Here is a 21,885-nt window from a genome sequence, read left to right as displayed (position 1 = left end):
ATAAAATAGATTATTCAAGGCAACAGATTCTATAGGTTAAATCTGTTGCCTTAATATAGTTACATTTTGTAAGATAAGAATTTGGTGTCAATACCTTTTAAATTTATACTTATCCATTTCGCTTTCTATAAGCTGAGTTTGAGATACCAATTCTTCAGTGGATGCTGCTAGTTCCTCCGCTGTTGCTGAATTTGTTTGAACTACTTGAGATATTTGATCAACTCCAGAAGTCATTTCAGTTATTGCTTCAGTTTGATTTTCGGAGGCTATAGTTATTTGTCTTACTAATTCAGCTGTATCATCAACATTTTTAACTATTGTGTCCAGAGAGGCAGCAGTTTCTTCAGCTAGTTTTTCACCACTAGATATTAGCGATAACGAGCTTTCTATTATCTTTGTAGTATTATATACAGCTTGAGAGGATTGTTCAGCAAGATGTCTTACTTCTTCTGCAACAACTGCAAAACCTTTTCCGGCTTCGCCGGCTCTAGCAGCTTCTATAGCAGCATTTAATGCCAGTAAATTAGTTTGTTCAGAAATTTCCTCGATTGCACTAATAATTTCATAAATTTGCTTTGACGATATACTTATCTGTTTCATAGAACTCATTAGTTCTTGCATCTTACTATTTCCATTTTCTACGATTGATTTTGTGTTTTTTGAAAATTCATTAGCTTTCTCAGCATTTATTGTATTTTTCTTAACTTGACTAAGTATTTCTTTAAAATTCATTAAAAGTTCTTCAACTGTTTCGGCCTGGTCGTTAGAACCCTGAGAAAGTATTTGTGTGGTTAAAGATATTTGTTCTGAGCCGTTAGAGATTGAGGAAATTGATTCGTTCATATTATAAAATATAGAGTTTAAAGAATATATTATATTTTTTATAGATTTTTGAATAGGAGCAAAGTCCCCAACATATTCAATAGATGTATCTAAGTTTACATCAAGAATGCCACTTGATAATTTTTCTAGGGTATTTGTTATGTCGCATATATAAGAAACTAGCATTTCTATAGAGTTAGTCAAATCGTTAGACATCTCTCCCATTTCATCATCTGAGTTGTATGAAGTATCTATTTTGAGATTTCCTGAAGCTATATTTTTAGCTATATCTTTAACATGATTAATACCCTCGAGTAATACATCACTTAATGTTCTAGTTAAGAAAAGTGATATAACAATTAAAAGAAGCATAATAATAATAATAAATACTAATGAAATATTTTTATAAGAGTTTGAACTGGTAACAAAAGATTTAGCATTTTCCTGAGATGCCTTAAAAAGCTTAAGTATACTGTCTTCAGATTGCTTTATTTGTGAAGAATAGGTATCTTGACTTACTTTCATTACTGACTGATTAGTCTTAGATTTAAGCAATTCGCTTAATTTTGCTCTTTTTTCTTCTGAATTTTTCACACTTGATAGAAATTCATCTAATAACCCAGTATCACCCTTATAGATTTCTTTTAAGATTTCTATATTTTTAGTGAGACTTACAGATTCAGTATCGGCTTGTTCTAAATAAACAATTTTTATTTGTGAATCTGTTTCAGTAATAGATCTAAACATGTCCATTTTTATTGATTGTAGATTAACTCTAATATTAGAAATAGTTTCAGAAACTTTATATGGTCCATCATATAGTGAATTTGTACGTGATGAAATAAAAAATATAACACAAATGGCAACTGTCATAAGAAAAAAAGTAAGTCCTAAAATTGATGCAAATGTAATTTTTAATTTATTACGAATTGAACAATTCCTGATAATCTTTGCGAATTTATTATACATATACTCCCTCCTTCGATAGAAAATACCAATGATCGATAAGGCTGTTAAGCTCAAATAGCACTTAAACGTTTTCTTGAATTTAAATATTATAACAATTTAAAAATATGTATAAATTGATACAGTTAACATTTGTTGTTAACTACCAAATTTGTCTTAAAAATATTTTAAAGCAAATTTGGTAGTTGTTTTAAATATCAATCACTAATATTTAAAATATAATAGATATTAGTACATTAAAAGTATATCTTCACTTTTAAATATATAAAGGCTATAAAATAGAGAATTTATAAACTGTTTTGTGATTATATTCTTCACCGGCCTTAAGTATTGGAGATTCAAATTTATCACAATTTATAGAATTCGGGAAATATTGAGTTTCGAGGCAGAAGCCATTTCTAATATTATAGATAGCGCTGTTTTTACCTGCACCTAATCCATCAAGAAAATTTCCGCTATAAAATTGTATACCAGGAGTACTAGTAAATACATCCATTACAATACCTGAATTTTCATCTATTGCTTGAGCAGCTTTTACTTCAAGTGAGCCATTAGCATTTAATACCCAGTTATGATCATAGCCTTTTCCAAAGATAATTTGATCATAGTCGCTATTTATATTTTTACCAATAGGAGTTAATGTTTTAAAGTCCATAGGTGTTCCTGAAACTTCTTTTATTTCTCCCGTAGGAATTGAGTACTGATCATTTACTGTAAATTTATCAGCATTTATCATTAATTTTTGATTAAGAACATCTCCGGAAGAATGTCCAGAAAGGTTAAAATAAGCATGATTTGTAAGGTTTACAACCGTATCTTTATCGGAAGTTGCATTGTAATTTATTTCAATTGCATTATCTTCAGTAAGAACATATGTAACCTTAACATTAAGATTACCAGGATATCCTTCTTCACCATCTTTACTAAAATAAGAAAGTTGTAATTCATTCGAAGAAGCATTAGATATTTCCGCTTCCCATACTACTTTATCAAAACCTTTTATTCCACCATGAAGATGATTTTCACCATCGTTTTGTGCTACAGTATACTCTTGTCCATTAAGAGTGAATTTACCATTTTGTATTCTATTTCCGAAACGGCCTATTAATGCGCCAAAAAACTTATCGCCCTTTAAATAGCCTTCTAAATTATCATATCCTAGCATTACATCAATAAATTCACCATTTTTACTCGGAACTAGTGATGTGACAATTATACCGCCGTAATTAGTGATATCAACTGTCATTCCATTATTATTTTTTAGAGTATAAATATAAATTTCTTTCCCATCAGGCATTGTTCCAAAAACTTTTTTTTCTATTGCCATACTAAACACCTCCAAATTAAATCAAACAATGTCTTATTATTAAGTATACATTTACATATGATTGACATTGTTTTCATGTATGCACAAGTATATTATAATACAATGACGTTGTACATACAATTATTTTGAAAAATAATTCCGAAATATATTGAAATAATATAAATATGTAACTAATATAGTATTATTAGGAAAAGTAACGAATTAAAACATTGGAGATATCACTGAAAGCTAATAAGTATAAAAAATGGAGGGTTTTATGTGGAAATTGGTTGTTGCTGATGATGAACCTAAAATTAGACGAGGAATCGAGAAAGTTTTGGAATGGAGTGGATTTAATATTGAGATTGTAGGAGAGGCAGAAGATGGAGAAATTGCATTAGAAATAATACAGAAGAAAAATCCAGATATTATTTTGTTAGATATAAATATGCCATTTCTAAATGGGCTGAATCTTTTACAGAAATTAAAGGAAATTAACAATAAAAGCATTGTTATAATAATAAGTGGGTATGATGATTTTTCCTATGCACAGAAAGCATTGCAATTTAATGTCTTTGATTACATCTTAAAACCAGTAAGTAAAAAAAATATTGAAGAAGTAATAATCAAAGCAGTTTACAAACTTAATGAAAGAGAAAAGGAAGATAATTATTTAGAATGGGTTAAAGAACAGCTAACTGAAAATAAAGATATGCTTCAAAAGACTTTTTTTAGTGAATGGTTTAATAATAAATTATCTGATGAACAGGTTTTAAAAGAGATAAAGTTTTTCGGTATTGAATTCGGAAAGAACGTTGGAATTATAGTTATAAAGCTTATGGAAAAACTAAATATCGAGAGTATAGGAGAGAAATGGGACTCAGAATTATTGGAATTTGCAATTGCGAATCTATTAAAAGATAAATTCAAAGAATTAAATTCAAATTTTATTTTTTCTGATGAAAAACATAATATAGTACTAATAAGCAAAATAAACGATATGTTGGAATGGGTTGCTGTAAGCAGTAGTATAGAAGCAGATATATCAAAATATTTAAAGTGTAATGTTATAATTGAACAAGCCAATGTCTCTGAGGGTGTATTAAAAATAAAAGCGGAATATATAAAGATTAGAAATAGCGTAAGTGAAAAAAAGAAATGTACTCCTATTGTGTTACTAACAATCAAGCATATAGAAGATAGTTATTATTCTAATGATATAAACATCAACGATATATCAGAAAAATTGGAAGTAACTTCATCATATTTAAGTAAGTTATTAAAAAAAGAAACAGGATTATCTTTTATTGATTATTTAACAAATATAAGAATAAAGAAAGCAATGTATATCATGGAAGATCCAACAATAAAAATTTATGATGTAGCTGAATTAGTTGGGTATAGTAACCAACATTATTTCTGTAGAGCCTTTAAAAAAGTAGTTGGAATATCACCGACAGATTATAAGAGGGGAAAATAGAATGAAAAATAGAAGAAAAACTTTCTATATATCTGTAATTATAATTTTTATATTTATATTAATGTTTTTTTCAGTTTACTTATATAAGACAAGCACTGAAAAGAAGGATACGTTTATAATCGGAATGTCTCAAGCTAATCTATACGAGCCTTGGAGAATATATATGAATAAGGAGATACAAGAGGAGGCTAAAAAACATAGTAATATAAAAATAATTTTCAAAGATGCAGGCGGAGATGTAGAAAAACAGAAAAAGGATATCGAGGATCTAATAAATTTTGGTGCAGATCTACTTATTGTCTCAATTAATGACTCCAAAGAGTTAACATCTACAGTAAGAAAGGCATATAAATCCATTCCGGTAATATTGTTAGATAGGGCGGTAGATGGATACGATTACAGCTTGTATATAGGTGCTGATACAAAATCTATTGGCGTTCAAGCCGGGGAGTTCATAGGAGAATTATCGGGAAATGATAAAGTTAATGTTATTGAAGTTCAGGGAATACTAGATTCAAGTACGGATAAGGAAATAACTAGCGGTTTTAAAGAGGCAATTAGTAAATATAAAAATATTTCTATAGATAGGACTATTGTTGGAAATTGGAAGAAGAATGAGACTCAGGATAAGTTAGAAGAAATTCTGAAGGAAGATAAAAGTGTAAATATAATTTTTGCTCATAGTGATTACATGGCACTTGGAGCATATTATGCAATAGTGAGTACTAACTCAAAGGATATTAAGATAATTGGAGTGGATGGACTTGAAGGACCACAGGGCGGAATAGAATTAGTTAAGAACGGGGTATTACAAGGAACATTTACATGTAGAACTGGAGGGAAAGAGGCAATAGAATATGCCCTAAAAATGTTGAATAAGGAAGACGATATTCCTAAGAAGATAATATTAGAATGTAATAAAATAGTCAAAGATACCTTGAGTAATTAAAAAAAGAATTTCCAAAATTCGTAAAAGTATAAAAAAGTGCTGATTAATGCAAATACAATTTTAAACTGAGGATATATAATGAACTCATGAAAACGAAATCATAAAATACAGGGGGAATTAATTATGAAGTTAAAAAAGATGATCGCATTAATGGCAAGTACAGTTATATGTATTGGAATGCTTGCAGGATGTGGAGGTTCAGCAGGCGGAAATGGATCAGCACAGACATCAAATGAAAAATCTTCAGGTAAAAAGGTAATCGGATTTGCACAAGTTGGTGCAGAAAGTGGTTGGAGAACAGCAGAAACTGATTCCATAAAATCAATTCCAACTTTAGATTCAAATTTTGATTTGAAATTCTCAGATGGTCAACAAAAGCAAGAAAATCAAATAAAAGCAATAAGATCATTTATTGCTCAAAAAGTAGATTTAATAGCTTTAGACCCAGTTGTTGAAACAGGTTGGGATACTGTACTTAAAGAAGCTAAGGATGCTAAAATTCCAGTAGTAATTGTTGATAGAAAAGTTACAGTTTCAGATGATTCACTCTATAAATGTTTCTTAGGTTCAGATATGGTTGCAGAAGGTAAAAAGGCTGCACAAATACTAATAGATCAATTCGGTAAAGATGCAAAGCTTAATATAGCAGAGCTTCAAGGAACAGTTGGATCAACTGCAATGGTTGGAAGACAACAAGGATTTAATGATGCAATAAAAGATTGTCCTAATTATAAGATAATAAAATCACAAACTGGTGACTTTACTCGTGCAAAAGGTAAAGAAGTTATGGAAGCTTTCTTAAAATCTGACGGAGATAAGATAAATGTATTATGGTCTCATAATGATGATATGGCAATGGGAGCTATTCAAGCAATTGAAGAATATGGTAAGAAACCAGGAAAAGATATATTTATACTATCAGTTGATGGAATTAAGGATATATTCCAAGCAATGGTTGATGGAAAAGCTAATGCAACAGTTGAATGTAACCCACTACTAGGACCACAATTGTTAGAAGTTGCTAAAAACATATTAGATGGAAAAGAAGTAGAAAGAACTATAAACTCAAAAGAAAGCCAATTCTTACAAAAGGATGCAGCTGCAGAATTACCAAATAGAAAATACTAGTAGTAACAAACATAAGAGCTTGGTTTTAGTCCATGCTCTTATGTTAAAAAAAAGGTAGTACGTACATGTTTGGAGTTGTGTGAAAACAAGAGGAGTGATATAAATGAGCGATTCTAATATAGTTTTAGAAATGAAAAATATTAGTAAATTCTTTCCTGGTGTTAGAGCTCTCTCAAAGGTTGATTTTACTCTTAGAAAGGGTGAAATTCATACACTGATGGGAGAAAATGGAGCAGGAAAATCAACATTAATAAAAGTACTTACGGGTGTTTATGAAGTAGATGAGGGTACAATTACATTGAGAGGTAAAGACATAAAGATTTCATCTACGCAGGAAGCTCAAAATCATGGTATTAGTACAGTATATCAGGAAGTAAACTTATGTCCCAATTTAACTGTTGCAGAGAACATATATATTGGACGTGAACCTAAGAAAAATGGCGGTATTGATTGGAAAAAGATGAATAGTGATGCAGAAAAGTTATTGGAAGAAAGGTTAAATTTAAAAGTTGATGTAAAAAAAGCTTTAAATAATTATTCAGTCGCAGTTCAACAAATGGTAGCTATTGCACGTGCGGTGGATATCTCACAAGGTATACTAATCCTTGATGAACCTACATCAAGCTTAGATGATAAAGAAGTAAAGCAATTATTTAAAATTATGAAAAAGTTTAGAGAAGAAGGAATGTCAATAATATTTGTTACTCACTTTTTAGATCAGGTATATGAGGTTTCAGATAAACTTACAGTACTTAGAAATGGAGAATTGGTTGGAACATATGATGCTGATAAGCTTTCAAGAATTGAATTGGTTTCTAAAATGATAGGTAAAGATTATGGTGAAATAGAAAAAAGCACTAGAATTAAAAAAGAAACATCTAAGGTAAAGAGAGTAAATTTTATATCCACAAATAAATTCGGTAGATCTGGAACTATTAGTCCGTTTAACATAGAAATTAAAAAGGGCGAAATTCTTGGTTTTGCTGGACTTCTTGGATCTGGAAGAAGTGAATGTGCAAGAGCAATATTTGGCATAGATAAATCTACAAGTGGAAATATAACTATAAATGGAAAGACATATTCATATATTTATCCTAAAAAAGCAATAGAAGAAGGACTGGGGTTCTGCCCTGAAGATAGAAAGATTGAGGGAATAGTTGGAGATTTAACCATAAGAGAGAATATAATATTGGCTCTTCAAGCAAACAAAGGTGTATTTAAATATTTGCCAATGAAAAAACAACAAGAAATCTCACAAAAATATATTGATTTGCTTAGAATTAAAACACCAAGTATGGAGCAGAAAATTAGTAATCTGAGTGGAGGCAATCAACAAAAAGTAATACTATCAAGATGGCTGGCTACAGAACCTGAATTATTAATATTAGATGAACCAACAAGAGGTATTGATATAGGAGCAAAAGGTGAAATAACAGAATTAATTTTAGCTTTAGCTAAGCAAGGTATGACCATTTTATTTATTTCATCTGAACTTCCAGAGGTAGTTAAATGCTGCGATAGAGTAATAGTACTTAGAGATAGAAATGTTATTGGAGAATTAGTTGGAGATGAAATAGAGGAGTCAAATATTATGAAAACTATAGCGGGAGGTGCTAGGTAGTATGGAAAATAGAAAAGAAATAAGTATTTTTCATAAAATTTATAACGCTAAAATATTTTGGCCATTAACAAGCTTAATTATATTGCTGTTATTTAATTTTATAATGACACCAAGCTTCTTAAGCGTAAGTATGAAAGATGGACATTTATTTGGTAATACTATTGATATATTAAATCGTGCAGCACCATTAATCTTAATATCACTTGGAATGACTCTTGTAATAGCAACTCAAGGTATAGATATTTCTGTTGGATCTATAATTGCAATAAGTGCAGCTCTATCAGCAACTGTAATAGTTGATGGAGGCTCTGTTCCATTAGCAGTTGCGATAGGTATAGTTAGTGGATTAGCTTGTGGAATATGGAATGGTTTTTTGGTTTCATATATAGGCGTTCAGCCAATGGTTGGAACACTAATTCTTTATATAGTTGGAAGAGGAATCGCTCAACTTATAACAGGAGGGCAAATACTAACTTTTAATAATAAAGATTTTATTTTTATAGGAACTGGATATATACTACTTCCAGTAGCTATATTCATTGCACTAATAGTAGCTCTTATTATGTATGTTTTAATTAGAAGAACTGCATTAGGATTATTTATTGAGTCAATCGGAGTTAATAATAATTCATGTAGGTTTGCAGGTATTCAGTCAAGGAAAGTTGTATTTTCACTTTATGTTATATGTGGAGTACTTGCTGGAATAGCAGGAATAATATTATGCTCAAATATTAAGAGCGCTGATGCTAATAACGTAGGATTATGGTTAGAGCTTGATGCAATACTTGCAACTGTTATTGGAGGAACTTCTATGTCTGGAGGCAGGTTCTATCTTTCAGGAACTGTTGTTGGAGCGTTATTTATTCAAACATTAACAACAACTATATATAGTTTAGGAGTTGCGCCAGAAATTACACTAGTTGTAAAAGCAATTGTTGTTATTGTTGTATGCATTATTCAATCTCCAGAATTCAGAAAAATGCTGAAAGTAAAGAAAACTGCAAAAGCTCCGGTAAATGAAAAAGAGGTGATTAGAGCATGAATAAATCCATAGAAAAAAAGAATATATTTAAATTAAACAAAGATTATATTGCAATTTATGCGACAATCGCATTGTTTATAGGATTATTTCTGATTGGTTCAGTTTTATATAGAGGATTTTTATCACCTCAAGTATTTACTAACCTATTTATTGATAATGCGTATTTAATAGTAGTAGCAATTGGTGAGGCAGTAGCAATATTAACTGGTGGAATTGATCTTTCAGTGGGCTCCATGATTGCTTTTATAAGCATGATTACTGCAAGTTTACTGCAAAAAGGAGTAAATCCAGTTCTTGTAATCTTAATAGCGCTTTTTGTAGGAATAATTTTTGGAACAGTACAAGGCCTTTTGATTCAAAAGTTTAAGTTACATCCATGGATTGTAACCCTTGCGGGGATGTTTTTTGCAAGAGGAGCAAGTTATATTATAAGCATTGATACAATTACAATTGATAATCCTTTTTTCACGGCCATTTCATCATATAGAATTGCAATATTACCAGATGCATTTATTTCAATTAATGTTGTTGTAAGTCTAATAGTTGTAGCAGCAGCATTTTATATGCTAAAGTTCACAAGATTTGGAAGGACAGTATATGCAATTGGTGGTAATGAAAATTCTGCAAAGTTAATGGGACTACCTGTAGAAAGAACAAAAGTACTTGTATATACATTTTCTGGATTTTGTTCGTCTTTAGGTGGATTGTTATTTACAATATACACGCTTTCAGGTTATGGGCTTCATTGCAACGGAATGGAGATGGATGCTATAGCAGCATGCGTAATTGGCGGGATATTGTTAACTGGAGGATACGGAAGTATCATAGGGCCATTATTTGGAGTACTTACAACAGGAATAATTCAAAGCCTTATAATGTTCGATGGGACATTAAATTCCTGGTGGACTAAAATAGCTGTTGGAATGCTATTATTCCTGTTTATTGTGTTACAAAGGATTATAGTTATTAGAGATGAAAGACGTAAAAGTGTAATATCATAAATATGCAATTTATGGTTTTGGTAGAGTATAGAGTTCCGCAATGAGAACTTGAAGTATGCTTAATCTAGAAATTGGATATATATTTGTGAAATAGGCCTTTAAAATAGGCTAATTAGGTTCTTGATGGATGGTTGTTCCATTTACTGCTTGCCACAATGAAATTGGGAGCATGCAGAAATGGAATAACCATACATTTAGAACCTTTTATCATTATTGCTTTTAAAGTGACTCTTAGAAAGTTTTTATTTAACGGTAAGATCATACAAATTACACTTAACTACTTAATAATCGAGAAATGTAAAATAAACCACATAAAATGACAAAAATTATGAAAAAAATAATTTATTATGTTGATGTAGTGTTAAAATAATGTTAAAATTAAACTATAATTTAATATATTGATAAAAATTAAAAGCCCATTATGTAAATGAAGCTTGAATTACTAAGTTTATGTGTTATCAACATGTGTTTTAGTAAAATTGTAGAGTATATTCATGCGTGTTTAGATGATATTTGTAAGTTACATTAAAAAAGGGCTTTTTTTTTGTTTTTACATGTATTTTAGGAGGAGATTTTTATGGAGAAGAAACTTGCAAAACCAACTACAACGCTTAATAAGGAAGCTAAAAGTGAAAGGGCAGGATCAGTAACTACAAGGAGCAGCACAAAAAGAACTTCACTGGAACATAGTGCTGATGCCATGGAAAAGAAAAGAGAGATAGCAAGAAAGCAAGCTCAAGAAAAGATGAGATCAAGAACTTTGGCAAAACAACAACAAATGGCTGAAAGGATATCAACTGCAACAGAGCAATTGGCAGCAGGTATTGAAGAAGCAAGTGCAGCATCTAGGGAACTTGGAGCTACAATGACTCAAATAGCTGCTGGAGCAGTCCAAGCATCATCAGCTGCAGAAGAATCAAGGGCAGCGGTAAATCAGATAGATAAGGCTTCTATTATAGCTATGGAAAGAGCAAAAGAATCATTGGATAAAATGAATGAGGCTCAGACATTAATAAGAGCAACGGCAAAGGATACAGAACAGCTTATATTAGGGATTAGAGAAGCAGCTAAGACAAATCTTGAATCTGTCAAGTTAATTAATGAGCTTGAAAAACAATCTGATGAGATAGGTAATATTGTACAAGCAGTGGTACGAATAGCTGATCAGACAAATTTACTTGCCCTGAATGCAGCAATTGAGGCAGCAAGAGCAGGGGAACATGGAAGAGGTTTTGCAGTAGTAGCAGATGAAGTGAGAAATTTAGCAGAAATATCTGAAAAATCTGCTCGTAATATAACAGAACTAGTAAACGAAATACAAAAAAATGTTAAAGTTGTTGTAATTGATATAGAAGCTTCAGGAAAGGCAGCAAATGAAGAAGTAGAAAAAGCTAAAAAAATTACTGAGGATTTAGTGAAAGTTGAAGAAGATGTTATTGTAGTACAAAGTGGCATAAATGAAATAGAAGAAAATTCTGCAGATGCAAATAAGGGAGCTTCAGAATTTTTAGAAATATCTGAACAAATAGCTGCAGCAGCAGAAGAGCAAACCAGTGCAGCAGAAGAAGTGGAAAGGTCAATAGAAGAACAAAATAGAGCGTTTGAAGAATTAAATATAGCGTCTTCTGAACTTTCCCAGTTATCAGAAGAATTAAAAGTGTCAACGGATACACAAAAATCATCAGAAATACTTGCATCTACTGCTGAAGAGCTATCTTCAAATGTCGAAGAGGCAAATTCGGTCGCGACAGAGATAATGAGAGCCATTGAGCAAGTTGCAATAGGAGCAGAAGCACAGGCAAACTTGACAGATAAAGCAGCAGCAATTAGTGAAAGATTAGCAGCTGGAGCAACACAGATGAATTCAAGATCAATTGAATCAGCAGAAAAAGTTACAGAACTTCAGAATTTACTTGATGAAAATAAACAAGGAATAGATGTAATGATAGAAGGAATTAGTTCCTCTGCTGAAGCTAGTACTTTAGCTGCAAAGAATATCAAAAATTTAGAGGAAACTACTAGAAAAATTGATAAAATTGTAGATGCCATTGTAAATGTGACAATTCAAACTAATATGTTAGCAGTTAATGGATCAATAGAAGCAGCTAGAGCAGGTGAATTTGGAAGAGGTTTCTCAGTAGTAGCGGGAGATATAAGAACATTAGCAAATGAATCAGCTGAAAATACAGATAAGATAAAAGACCTAGTGAGAGGAATTCAAAGTCAGATCACAAGAGTTGCTACAGACATAGAATTATCTAGTAAGACCTCTTTTGCGGAAGTTGAAAAAGCAAAAACAATAACAGATAATTTAAATTTAATTCAAGATGGAATGAATGTTATTTTAACTGGGACAAACGATATTTCTAGAGGGTCTGAAGAAACTATGGTTGCACTTGAACAAGCTAAAAAGGGAGTTGAACAAATTTCATCTGCAGCTCAAGAAACTTCTGCAGCTACAGAAGAAGCGAGCAATGTGGCAACAGAACAATCTAAAGGAATGCAAGAACTTGCAGAAGCTATAGAGGAGATAGCAGGGCTTGCAGATGAATTACAAAATATGTAATAAATGGAGGGATAGCAAATGGCTCTTATAGAAAACAATTTGAGTTTAGCAGAAAGACAGTTGGTAACCTTCCACCTTGGAAATGATGAGTTCGGAGCAGATATAATGAATGTAAAAGAAATAGTCAGAGTTTTCGAAATTACAAAAGTACCTAATGTACCATTCTATGTAGAAGGTGTATGCAATCTTAGAGGAAATGTACTTCCAATTATAGATGGCAGAACAAGATTTAACATGGAAAAAAAGGACAAAGATGAGAATAGCAGAGTACTTGTAATTGATATAAATGGCAGGGCTACAGGTGTAATAGTAGACAGAGTGTCAGAAGTGATGAGAATAAATTCTTCAGAAATTGAAGCTACTCCAAGTATAATGAGAACAGAAAATATGGATTATTTAAGCGGAGTATTGAAACTTGATAATGGTAATCGTATCATATTACTTTTAGATTTATTAAAAGTTCTAAATGCTCCGGAAGTTCAAAATATTGATCTAAACGATTTTGGTGGAGATTTAGAAAAGTTTGATAATTTAATAGAAAAAGAAAAAATAAATGAGGAACAGCTAGTTTCTTTTATGGTGGATAAAGAAGAATATGCAATAAATATAATGCAAGTAAAAGAAATAATAAGAGTAATTGAAATAGCAAAAGTTCCGAGTACTGAAGATTACATTGAAGGTGTAGTATCTATAAGAAATAATCTGTTACCAATTTTAAATTTACGAAAATATTTTGGATTAGAGGTTTCAGAAATCAATGATCATACTAGAATTTTGATAGTTGATATGGGGAAAATAACTTGTGGAATAATGGTGGACAAAGTTTCTGAGGTGAAAAGAGTTCCAGAAAGCATTATACAGCCACCGCCAAGCATTTTTTCTAATGAAGAAGAGCCTCTTAAGGGTGTAGCTAAATTAGATGATGGAAAAAGACTTGTTATGATTTTAGAACCAACCAAGTTAATAGCTCTAGAAAAACTTGAAAAAATTTCAGGGATAGATACAAACAAAGAAGAAAATTTTAAAACTATCGAAAAACAATTGCTAGATGAAGAACAATTAGTAACTTTTAAAATAGATCGAGAAGAATATGCCATAAAAATAAATTTCGTTCAAGAAATAACACGAATGACAGAAATAACAAGAATTCCAAGAGCTCCATATTTTATTGATGGAATTGTAAATCTAAGAGGAAATATAATACCAGCACTAGATTTAAGAAAATTATTTGAAATGGATGAAAAACAAGTAACAGATTCTACACGAATTATTATTGTAGATCTAAATAATAAAAAAACAGGAATAATTGTTGATGAAGTTTCTGAAGTATTAAGATTTGAAAAGAATCTTATAGAAAGTTCACCAGATATATTAAGTCAGGGTAAAACCAATAAATATATTGATGGGGTTGGAAAGATAGATAATGGAAATAGAATGGTTATAATACTAAAATTGGATCAGATACTGAATTTTAATAATATATAAATTATAAATAGTTCCATTTAGGTGACTCACAGTTCAAAATCTAAATGGAACTTTATAGAATAATTAATTAAGTATTAATTTAATATCTAAAAAGGTGATTATAATGGTGCAAAAAATAAGAGTATTAATAGTTGATGATTCTGCTTTAATGAGAAGAGTAATAAAAGAAATTTTACTTACAGACGACAAATTAGAAGTTGTTGGAATAGCCAAGGATGGAGAAGATGCCATAGAAAAAGTAAGATTATTAAATCCAGATGTAGTAACAATGGATATTAATATGCCTGTAATGGATGGGTTAACTTCTATGCAGTATATTTTAGAAGAATTTTCTGAAGTGGCTGTTCTTATTTTGAGTTCTCTTACACAAGAAGGTGCATTAAAGACATTTGAGGCACTTGAGTTAGGTGCTTTTGATTATGTTAGTAAACCATCTGGAACGGTATCTTCAAACTTGTATATAGTCGGAAAAGAAATAATAGAAAAAGTGAAGGCAGCTTATAAATATATTCAAAAAAGAAATAGACGTAAAAGAATTATGAATAATAATTCTACAGCTATTGGTGAAAGAAGTCAGAGTTTTTATAAAAAATCTGATGTTAATGAAAGAAATATTGTGATGAGTGATAATCTTTCAAAAGTTGTAGTTATTGGGATATCAACGGGAGGGCCAAGTACACTTATGGAGGTACTTCCACAAATACCGAGAAATTTAAAAGCATCTATAATAGTGGTCCAGCATATGCCTCCATCATTTACAAACCAATTTGCTAAAAGAATTGATTCAGCAACTGAAATTAATTTTAAGGAAGCTGAAGCTGGTGACATCATTACTGATGGAAGAGGATTTTTAGCGCCGGGAGGTTATCAGCTTTTAGTAAGAAGCAGCAGTATAAGGGGTGGCAATTTAATAAGATTAACTAAGCAGCCGCAAACTCTTTTTATGCCTTCTGTTAATATAACAATGGAATCAGTGCTTGAATGTTTCGGTCCTAAAAGAACCATAGGAGTCCTAATGACTGGAATGGGAGATGATGGAGCAGATGCAATGGTTAAAATAAAAAAAGCAGGCGGAATAACTATAGCTGAAGATGAATCTACTGCAATTGTATATGGCATGCCAAGAGAAGCTATAGAAAGAGGCGGAGCTGATATAGTAGTTCCTTCACATAATATAGCGAGGGAAATAATAAAAGCAGTAAATATAAGAAAATAATCCAATCCTATTTTTCTAGAAAGGTGCTGATTGAGATAGATTTTTATGAACTTCAAGAAATGGATGAAAGTAATGTTGAGTATCTTATAAGTAAACTTCAAAATGAAAAAGATAAATACACTCAAGAAATGATCGCAAATAGGATTGGGCAATTTAAAACTGAATATACTGCAAATTTAGTAGGAAAAATGCTTGAAATAGATGACACTCGCATCCGAAATATCGCTATAGAAATATTACAAGATATGGGTGAAGTATGTATTAATACTATAAGTAAAATGGTTTATCATGAGGATAAAAATATAAGGAAATTCATATTAGATATAGCAAAGGAAATTAGAACTGAGAAAAGCAGTTTGATTGCTGTAGCAGCTTTGAATGATGTGGAGGACAATATAGTTCAGATAGCTATAGAAATACTAAATTATCATAAATACATTCCTGCTGCTCCTAAGTTATTAAACATTTTAAAAGCATCTAACAATATATGGATAATTGTAGCTTTAATCAATACATTTGCATCCCTTGGGGAAGCCTCTGCTGCGGAGAATATTGAAGATAAATTTAATGAAACTAACTTATCAATATTAGAGAAAAATATTATTATTAATTCTTATATTAAAGCTTTAGGCGATATTGGTTTAATTTCTCATTTAGAGAAAGTTATTACAGTATATAGAATTGGGTTTCAAATTGATGAGAATAATTTAAACTACTGTATTAATGGGATAATTGCTAGAAATGAAGTGAATACGTTATGTACAGAAGTGAAAAACTTGCTTAAAAATTATTATGAAGAAAAAATTGGTTCTAAAAATTTCAAGTCGGATTTAGATAGTATTAGAACAGCAGTAAAATTAGGAGTTATATTTTCAATAAATGATATAGAGCTTTTAAATAAATTAATAATAAATTCTCAAGATGAAGAGTATTTTGAAGATTTATTTGAAATAGTAGTAAATCAAAAGGATATATCGAAAGAGATTATTTCAGAAATTATAAAAGATAATAATATTAAGATAAATATATTTGTTTTACGAATTATTAGAAGAAGGCAGATTTTGGGATTTAACGAATATGTTAATGGTTTTTTATATGGTGAAACAGAGAATACGATAAGAGTAGAAGCACTAAGGATTATTGCAGAAATTGAAAGTTATTATGATAAAAATATTTTAAATCAATTTATAAACTCTAATAACCATGAATTAAGTGAGATTGCAATACAGGGGATAAAACTTGAAAATAATAATGATATCAAGCCTCTGATAAAAATATTTAGAGACCCTAATATTAATTTGAGGAAAATTATTGCACAAAAGTTTATGGAAAATAGTAAATTTATAGATACTAATAATATTATAGAAATAATTAGAGAAGCGAAAGATTTTGTCATAGTAGAAGCATTAGAAATTTTGTTTTACTTAGATAGTAAAAAAGCAGAAGAAATTATTGGTGAAACTTTAGATAATGAAGATAAAGAAGTAAGAAAAGAAATAGTTAAAATAATGAAATTAATTAAAAATGATGATAAATTCTATAGATATATGTATATTATGGCTCAAGATTGCGAGGCAGAAGTAAGAAGAATCGTTATAAGAGAAATATGTAAAGAAAATAAATATGAAGAATTCCTTTTTCTTAAGGGACTTTTAGAAAGCGAAAATGAATTACAAAATAAATATGAAATTATATGCAGTCTTTATAAGTATAAATTTGAGGATTGTTATAAATTAATAGTCCAAAATTTAGATAGCACTACCCTTCTTTTAAAAGTTGCAGCTATTACAAGTTTAGGAGCATACGGTGATAAACGAGCAATAGAGAATTTGAATAAGCTAATTAAGGATATAAATCCTGATGTTAGAGAGTGTGCACAAGAGGCCCTTTATAGATTGGAAGTGGTTAAGTGATATTATCTGAGAGTTTATATGAAAAGTTCACAGAATTAGTTTATAGGAAAACGGGATTATATTATGAACTGAATAAGAAATATTTTGTAGAAAAAAGACTTGAAAGTCGCATTATTGAATTAGGTTTTTCAGACTATAAAGAATATTATAATCTTATAAAGTTTTCTGTTGATGAAACCGAATTTTATAAATTTATTAATGATTTAACAGTAAATGAAACTTATTTTTTTCGTGATTTTCCACAACTTCAGAATTTTGCGGAAGAGGTTTTACCACTTATAGTAAAGGAAAAGGAACAAAACAATGATTATACCTTAAATATATGGAGTGCAGCGTGTTCTAGAGGGGACGAGCCATATACGTTATCTATAATATTATATGAGATGCTAGATGAACCAGAAAAATGGGATATTAAGATAACTGCATCCGATATTAATAATGAAGTTCTTAATTATGCCAAGATAGGAGTATATGACAACAGGTCAGTAAAGGATGTGCCGCCGGAGTATCTTAGCAAATATTTCGTGAAGAGAAATGAGAAATATTTAGTAAATTTAAAGCTTAGAAAGCCATTAGAATTTAAAAAATTAAACTTTTTTGATTTTAATGAAATGAAAAAGATGATAAATTATGATGTTATTTTTTGCAGAAACGCTCTAATTTACTTTAATGACCAATCTAGAAAGACAGTAATAGATAGTTTTTACTATAGCTTAAATCCAGGAGGATTCATATTTCTTGGTCATTCAGAGTCTATAGGGAGAATAAGTTCTGCTTTCAAAGCTCAAAGAATTGGAGGCAGCATAGTTTATTCAAAACCTTTTAGAAAGGATTTGTAAGTATGAAAAAGATATTGATTGTTGATGATTCAGAAATGGTTAGAAATTTTTACAGCTATATTTTAAAAGTTTTTTCTTTTGAATCAGATACGGCAGAAAATGGCTTAGTGGCTTATGAAAAAATATTAAATAATGAGTTCAGTATTATTATTACTGATATAAATATGCCAAAGATGAACGGTTATGAATTAATAGAAGAAATAAGAAAGCTAGGAATAAAGACTCCTATAATAGTAGTATCAACTCAGGATGAGCAAAAAGAAATATCAAAAGGAATGAAAGCTGGCGCAGATATATTTCTCATTAAACCTACAGAACCTGATAAATTTATACTCATAGTTAAAGAAATCCTTAGAAAAGAGAGTGTGTAGATATGAGCTATACGTTTGAAAGTCAAGATTTAGAAATATTAAATTTATTTATAGAAGAAGCTGTTGAGTCTTCAAATCAAGTTGAAAAGGAAATATTGAAGCTTGAAACAAATGCAGAGAAAAGTGAATTAATTAATGATGTTTTTAGAGCTATTCATAGTATAAAAGGTGGTTCATCATTTTTAGGTCTTGTAGGAATTACAAAATTAAGTCACAGTCTGGAGACTGCATTAGATAGTTTAAGGAAAGAAAAAATTGAGATAAGTACTGAATTTGTGGATTGTTTTATAGAAGGCTTAGATTTGTTAAGCAGCTTTATATATGATATACAAGATAAAGTTAATATTATTAATTCTGAAGGAATAGATGGAAAATTTGAAATAGAGTTAAAAGATGAAGATAAAGTTGAAGAAATTCTGGTTAAAGTCCAAAATATTATAGGTAATGAAGAGAAGAAGATTGAAGAAGAAGCAAAAGATAATGAAAATCAAGATGAGTTCTTTTTTGAAATTGATCCTAAAGTTTTAGGTGAATTTAAAGAACAATTTATAACTGAATCGTTAGAACATATAGAAAGAGTAGAGAACGAGTATTTAGTTAAACTAGATAAAAACGGAAATGATGTATCTACAATAAATGAGCTATTTAGAAGTTTCCATAGTATAAAAGGTGTTGCAGGAGTATTACTAGGAGTATTAAAAGAAGATGATCATTGCTTGGCTTGTGCAAAAGACATATCATTAGTATCTCACTCTTTTGAGACGTTATTATCAATTCTTAGAGATAAAAATATAAATTTTAATAAGGAAAATATTGACTTAAGTTATGAAATTGTAGATTATTTAAAAGCTTGTATAAGTGTAATTAGTGGAATTAGTGAAGTCATTATACCTGCTCAGGCAATTCGTGAAAAAATTAATAAAGAAATTGAAAGTTTATCAAATGATTTATTATATAGTGTAAAAGAATGTTCAGAAACGAGAAATATAAAAAGTGACAGTAAACCTGATGTTAATAATGAAATATTAAAGGAAGCACTAAAAAAAGAAACTCAATTGCAGAGCATACGAGTAAACCAAGAAAAATTAGATAAGATGATGAATACTATTGCTGAACTCATGGTGACAAAGAATGCTTTTATGCATGTTGCTAAGAGATTGAGCTTAGAGTATGATATTCCAGATCTTGCGAAAGAAGTAAAGGAAATTGGTGCATCAGTAAATAGAATTTCAGACGAACTTCAAAATTCTATGATGTCTATACGAATGGTAGAAGTAAAAACAGTATTTCAAAAAATGCCAAGAATTATAAGAGATGTATCTCAAATTACTAATAAAAAAGTCAATTTAATAATTGAGGGAGAAAGTACTGAAATAGATAAAACCATAATAGAGAGAATTAGTGATCCATTGGTACATATAATAAGAAATGCTGTAGATCATGGAATTGAGGATCCTAAGACTAGAATTAAAAAAGGTAAAAATGAAATTGGTACAATATATTTGCGTGCTTATAATAAAAATAAAAATGTATATATTGAAGTTCAGGATGATGGTAAAGGCATTGACAGTGAAGAAATAAGAAAAAAAGTTATAGATAAGGGTTTTATAGATCCTGGAATGTTAAATAGTATGAGCAAGAAACAGATATTAAATTTAATTTTTCTACCTGGTTTTAGTACCGCTAAAAAGATAACAGAAGTATCAGGCCGTGGCGTGGGCATGGATATAGTTAAAAGTAACATAAACAAAATAAATGGGATTGTTGATATTGATAGTGAGGTTAATAAAGGCACAAAAATGACAATTCAACTACCTCTTACTTTAGCCGTATCAAGAGGTTTGTTAGTCAAGAGTGTGGAAGAAAATTATATTATACCAATAGATAATATAATTGAAACTGTGAAGATTCCTAAAGATAATGTTTATGAATTTAACAATAAACATTTTGCTCATTTAAGAGGAGAAATAATAGGCATAGAATGGTTAAGTAAATTTTTATTAATAGACAGGTTGGAAAATAATATATCAAAAGCAGAAGAATTAAATATAGTCACAATTACTAACGGAGTTGAAAAGTTAGGATTAGTAGTGGACAAACTATTAAATGAACAAGAATTTGTAATTAAAGCATTAAGTGATTCTCTTGGAGAAATACCTGGAATATCTGGGTCCACTTTGCTTGGAGATGGGAAAGTGGTTTTGATATTAAATTCTGGAGATATAATAAAAATGACAAAGAGATAAAGTTAAGAGTTTTAATTTGAGATAAGTACATAATGAATTAGAATGATTTAGAAGGAAGGGAAAATTATGAATAATATGAATCAGAATGCTAAAATTATAGAAAGTAGAGAAAAAATTTTAGAAAAATGGCTACATGAATTAAATTCGCACAAACTCATAGGCAATGGAATTTTTAGAGAAAAAGAAATAGAAGAAATGGGAAGAAAGATTTTTAATACTTTTCTGACAATGCTGCAGTTAAATAGTGAGATAAACTGGGAGAATGGAGAACTTATGGAAGCGAGTCGGATAGTTGAAGAATTTTCTAAAAAAATGGCTACAAGAGGACAGACTCCAACTGTAGCAACTAATTTTATTTATTCTTTAAAGAGGATTGTATTCGAATTTCTTCAAGACTGCTATAAGGATTCTCAAGACTTATTAAACAAAGAAATTCTTAGGGTATCGGATATATTAGATAAGATTGGTTTGCACTCATTCAATTATTTTGTGCATGAAAGAGAAGAAATTATTAAAGTGCAACAAGAAGATATGATGGAGTTATCTACCCCTGTAATAAAAATATGGGATGGAATATTAGCAGTACCACTTATAGGAACACTAGATAGTAAGAGGACACAGCTAGTAATGGAGAAATTACTAGAAACTATAGTTAATACATCTTCAAAAGTAGCCATTGTTGATATTACAGGTGTTGGAACTGTGGATACGTTAGTTGCAAATCATCTAATAAAAACAGCGGCAGCCACAAAGCTTATTGGTGCAGAGATAATAATTACAGGAATTAGCCCTGTAATAGCTCAAACTGTAGTACATTTAGGTGTTGATTTATCAGGAATTATAACAAGGGCAATTATGGAAGATGGAATAAAACTAGCGATGGAAATGTGTAGTTATAAAGTTGTTAAAGAAATAAATAGTATTTAAATGGAGA

Annotated in this window: 16 protein-coding genes; 14 read left to right on the top strand and 2 right to left on the bottom strand. The window is 30.1% G+C overall.

The features are described from left to right. Positions 1-87: 87 nt before the first annotated feature. Both D2A34_RS03040 and D2A34_RS03035 read right to left on the bottom strand, forming a co-directional pair. Positions 88-1,791 carry a methyl-accepting chemotaxis protein gene (locus D2A34_RS03040; protein ID WP_079441597.1) on the bottom strand — a complete coding sequence of 568 codons (1,704 nt, stop codon included), beginning with the start codon at positions 1,789-1,791 and terminating at the stop codon, positions 88-90. 268 nt (positions 1,792-2,059) lie between these two features. Continuing rightward, a complete protein-coding gene (locus D2A34_RS03035; protein ID WP_079441598.1) occupies positions 2,060-3,115 on the bottom strand; it encodes an aldose epimerase family protein in 1,056 nt (351 codons plus the stop codon). A 256-nt stretch (positions 3,116-3,371) separates the two neighbouring features. On the opposite strand from D2A34_RS03035, the gene D2A34_RS03030 reads away from it, so the two are divergent. From D2A34_RS03030 to D2A34_RS02965, 14 genes are all read left to right on the top strand, one after another. After that, positions 3,372-4,574 (top strand): response regulator transcription factor, encoded by a 1,203-nt coding sequence (locus D2A34_RS03030; RefSeq protein WP_079441599.1) that lies wholly within the window; start codon positions 3,372-3,374, stop codon positions 4,572-4,574. A gap of 1 nt (position 4,575) precedes the next feature. Next, entirely contained in the window at positions 4,576-5,523 is a 948-nt protein-coding gene (locus D2A34_RS03025; protein WP_119365680.1) for a substrate-binding domain-containing protein, read from the top strand. 123 nt (positions 5,524-5,646) lie between these two features. Further along, positions 5,647-6,651, top strand: a complete 1,005-nt coding sequence (locus D2A34_RS03020) for an ABC transporter substrate-binding protein (protein WP_079441601.1) — start codon at positions 5,647-5,649, stop codon at positions 6,649-6,651. Positions 6,652-6,754: 103 nt separating this feature from the next. Then, on the top strand, positions 6,755-8,272 hold the full coding sequence (locus D2A34_RS03015) for a sugar ABC transporter ATP-binding protein (protein WP_119365679.1): 1,518 nt from the start codon (positions 6,755-6,757) through the stop codon (positions 8,270-8,272). Between the two features lies 1 nt (position 8,273). Then, on the top strand, positions 8,274-9,314 hold the full coding sequence (locus D2A34_RS03010) for an ABC transporter permease (RefSeq protein ID WP_119365678.1): 1,041 nt from the start codon (positions 8,274-8,276) through the stop codon (positions 9,312-9,314). After that, on the top strand, positions 9,311-10,315 hold the full coding sequence (yjfF, locus tag D2A34_RS03005; RefSeq protein WP_119365677.1) for a galactofuranose ABC transporter, permease protein YjfF: 1,005 nt from the start codon (positions 9,311-9,313) through the stop codon (positions 10,313-10,315). Before D2A34_RS03010 ends, yjfF begins: the two co-directional genes overlap by 4 nt. Before the next feature lie 577 nt (positions 10,316-10,892). Then, positions 10,893-12,881, top strand: coding sequence for a methyl-accepting chemotaxis protein (locus D2A34_RS03000; protein ID WP_119365676.1), 1,989 nt, complete (start codon positions 10,893-10,895; stop codon positions 12,879-12,881). 18 nt (positions 12,882-12,899) lie between these two features. After that, positions 12,900-14,366, top strand: a complete 1,467-nt coding sequence (locus D2A34_RS02995; RefSeq protein WP_119365675.1) for a chemotaxis protein CheW — start codon at positions 12,900-12,902, stop codon at positions 14,364-14,366. 103 nt (positions 14,367-14,469) lie between these two features. Next, a complete protein-coding gene (locus tag D2A34_RS02990) occupies positions 14,470-15,582 on the top strand; it encodes a protein-glutamate methylesterase/protein-glutamine glutaminase (protein WP_119365674.1) in 1,113 nt (370 codons plus the stop codon). Between the two features lie 59 nt (positions 15,583-15,641). After that, the gene (locus D2A34_RS02985; RefSeq protein ID WP_119365673.1) at positions 15,642-17,495 is read left to right on the top strand and encodes a HEAT repeat domain-containing protein; all 1,854 of its coding nucleotides are present in this window, start codon (positions 15,642-15,644) and stop codon (positions 17,493-17,495) included. After that, complete coding sequence (locus D2A34_RS02980; protein WP_119365672.1) at positions 17,492-18,334, top strand: CheR family methyltransferase; 843 nt, start codon at positions 17,492-17,494, stop codon at positions 18,332-18,334. The genes D2A34_RS02985 and D2A34_RS02980 overlap by 4 nt, the downstream gene beginning before the upstream one ends. Before the next feature lie 2 nt (positions 18,335-18,336). Then, positions 18,337-18,705, top strand: a complete 369-nt coding sequence (locus D2A34_RS02975) for a response regulator transcription factor (protein ID WP_119365671.1) — start codon at positions 18,337-18,339, stop codon at positions 18,703-18,705. A 2-nt stretch (positions 18,706-18,707) separates the two neighbouring features. After that, positions 18,708-20,951 (top strand): chemotaxis protein CheA, encoded by a 2,244-nt coding sequence (locus D2A34_RS02970; RefSeq protein ID WP_119365670.1) that lies wholly within the window; start codon positions 18,708-18,710, stop codon positions 20,949-20,951. A gap of 66 nt (positions 20,952-21,017) precedes the next feature. Next, on the top strand, positions 21,018-21,878 hold the full coding sequence (locus D2A34_RS02965) for an STAS domain-containing protein (RefSeq protein ID WP_119365669.1): 861 nt from the start codon (positions 21,018-21,020) through the stop codon (positions 21,876-21,878). Positions 21,879-21,885 lie beyond the last annotated feature (7 nt).

Source organism: Clostridium chromiireducens (genome assembly GCF_003575225.1).
Lineage (GTDB): Bacteria > Bacillota > Clostridia > Clostridiales > Clostridiaceae > Clostridium > Clostridium chromiireducens.
This window is presented reverse-complemented; position numbering and strand designations above follow the sequence as displayed.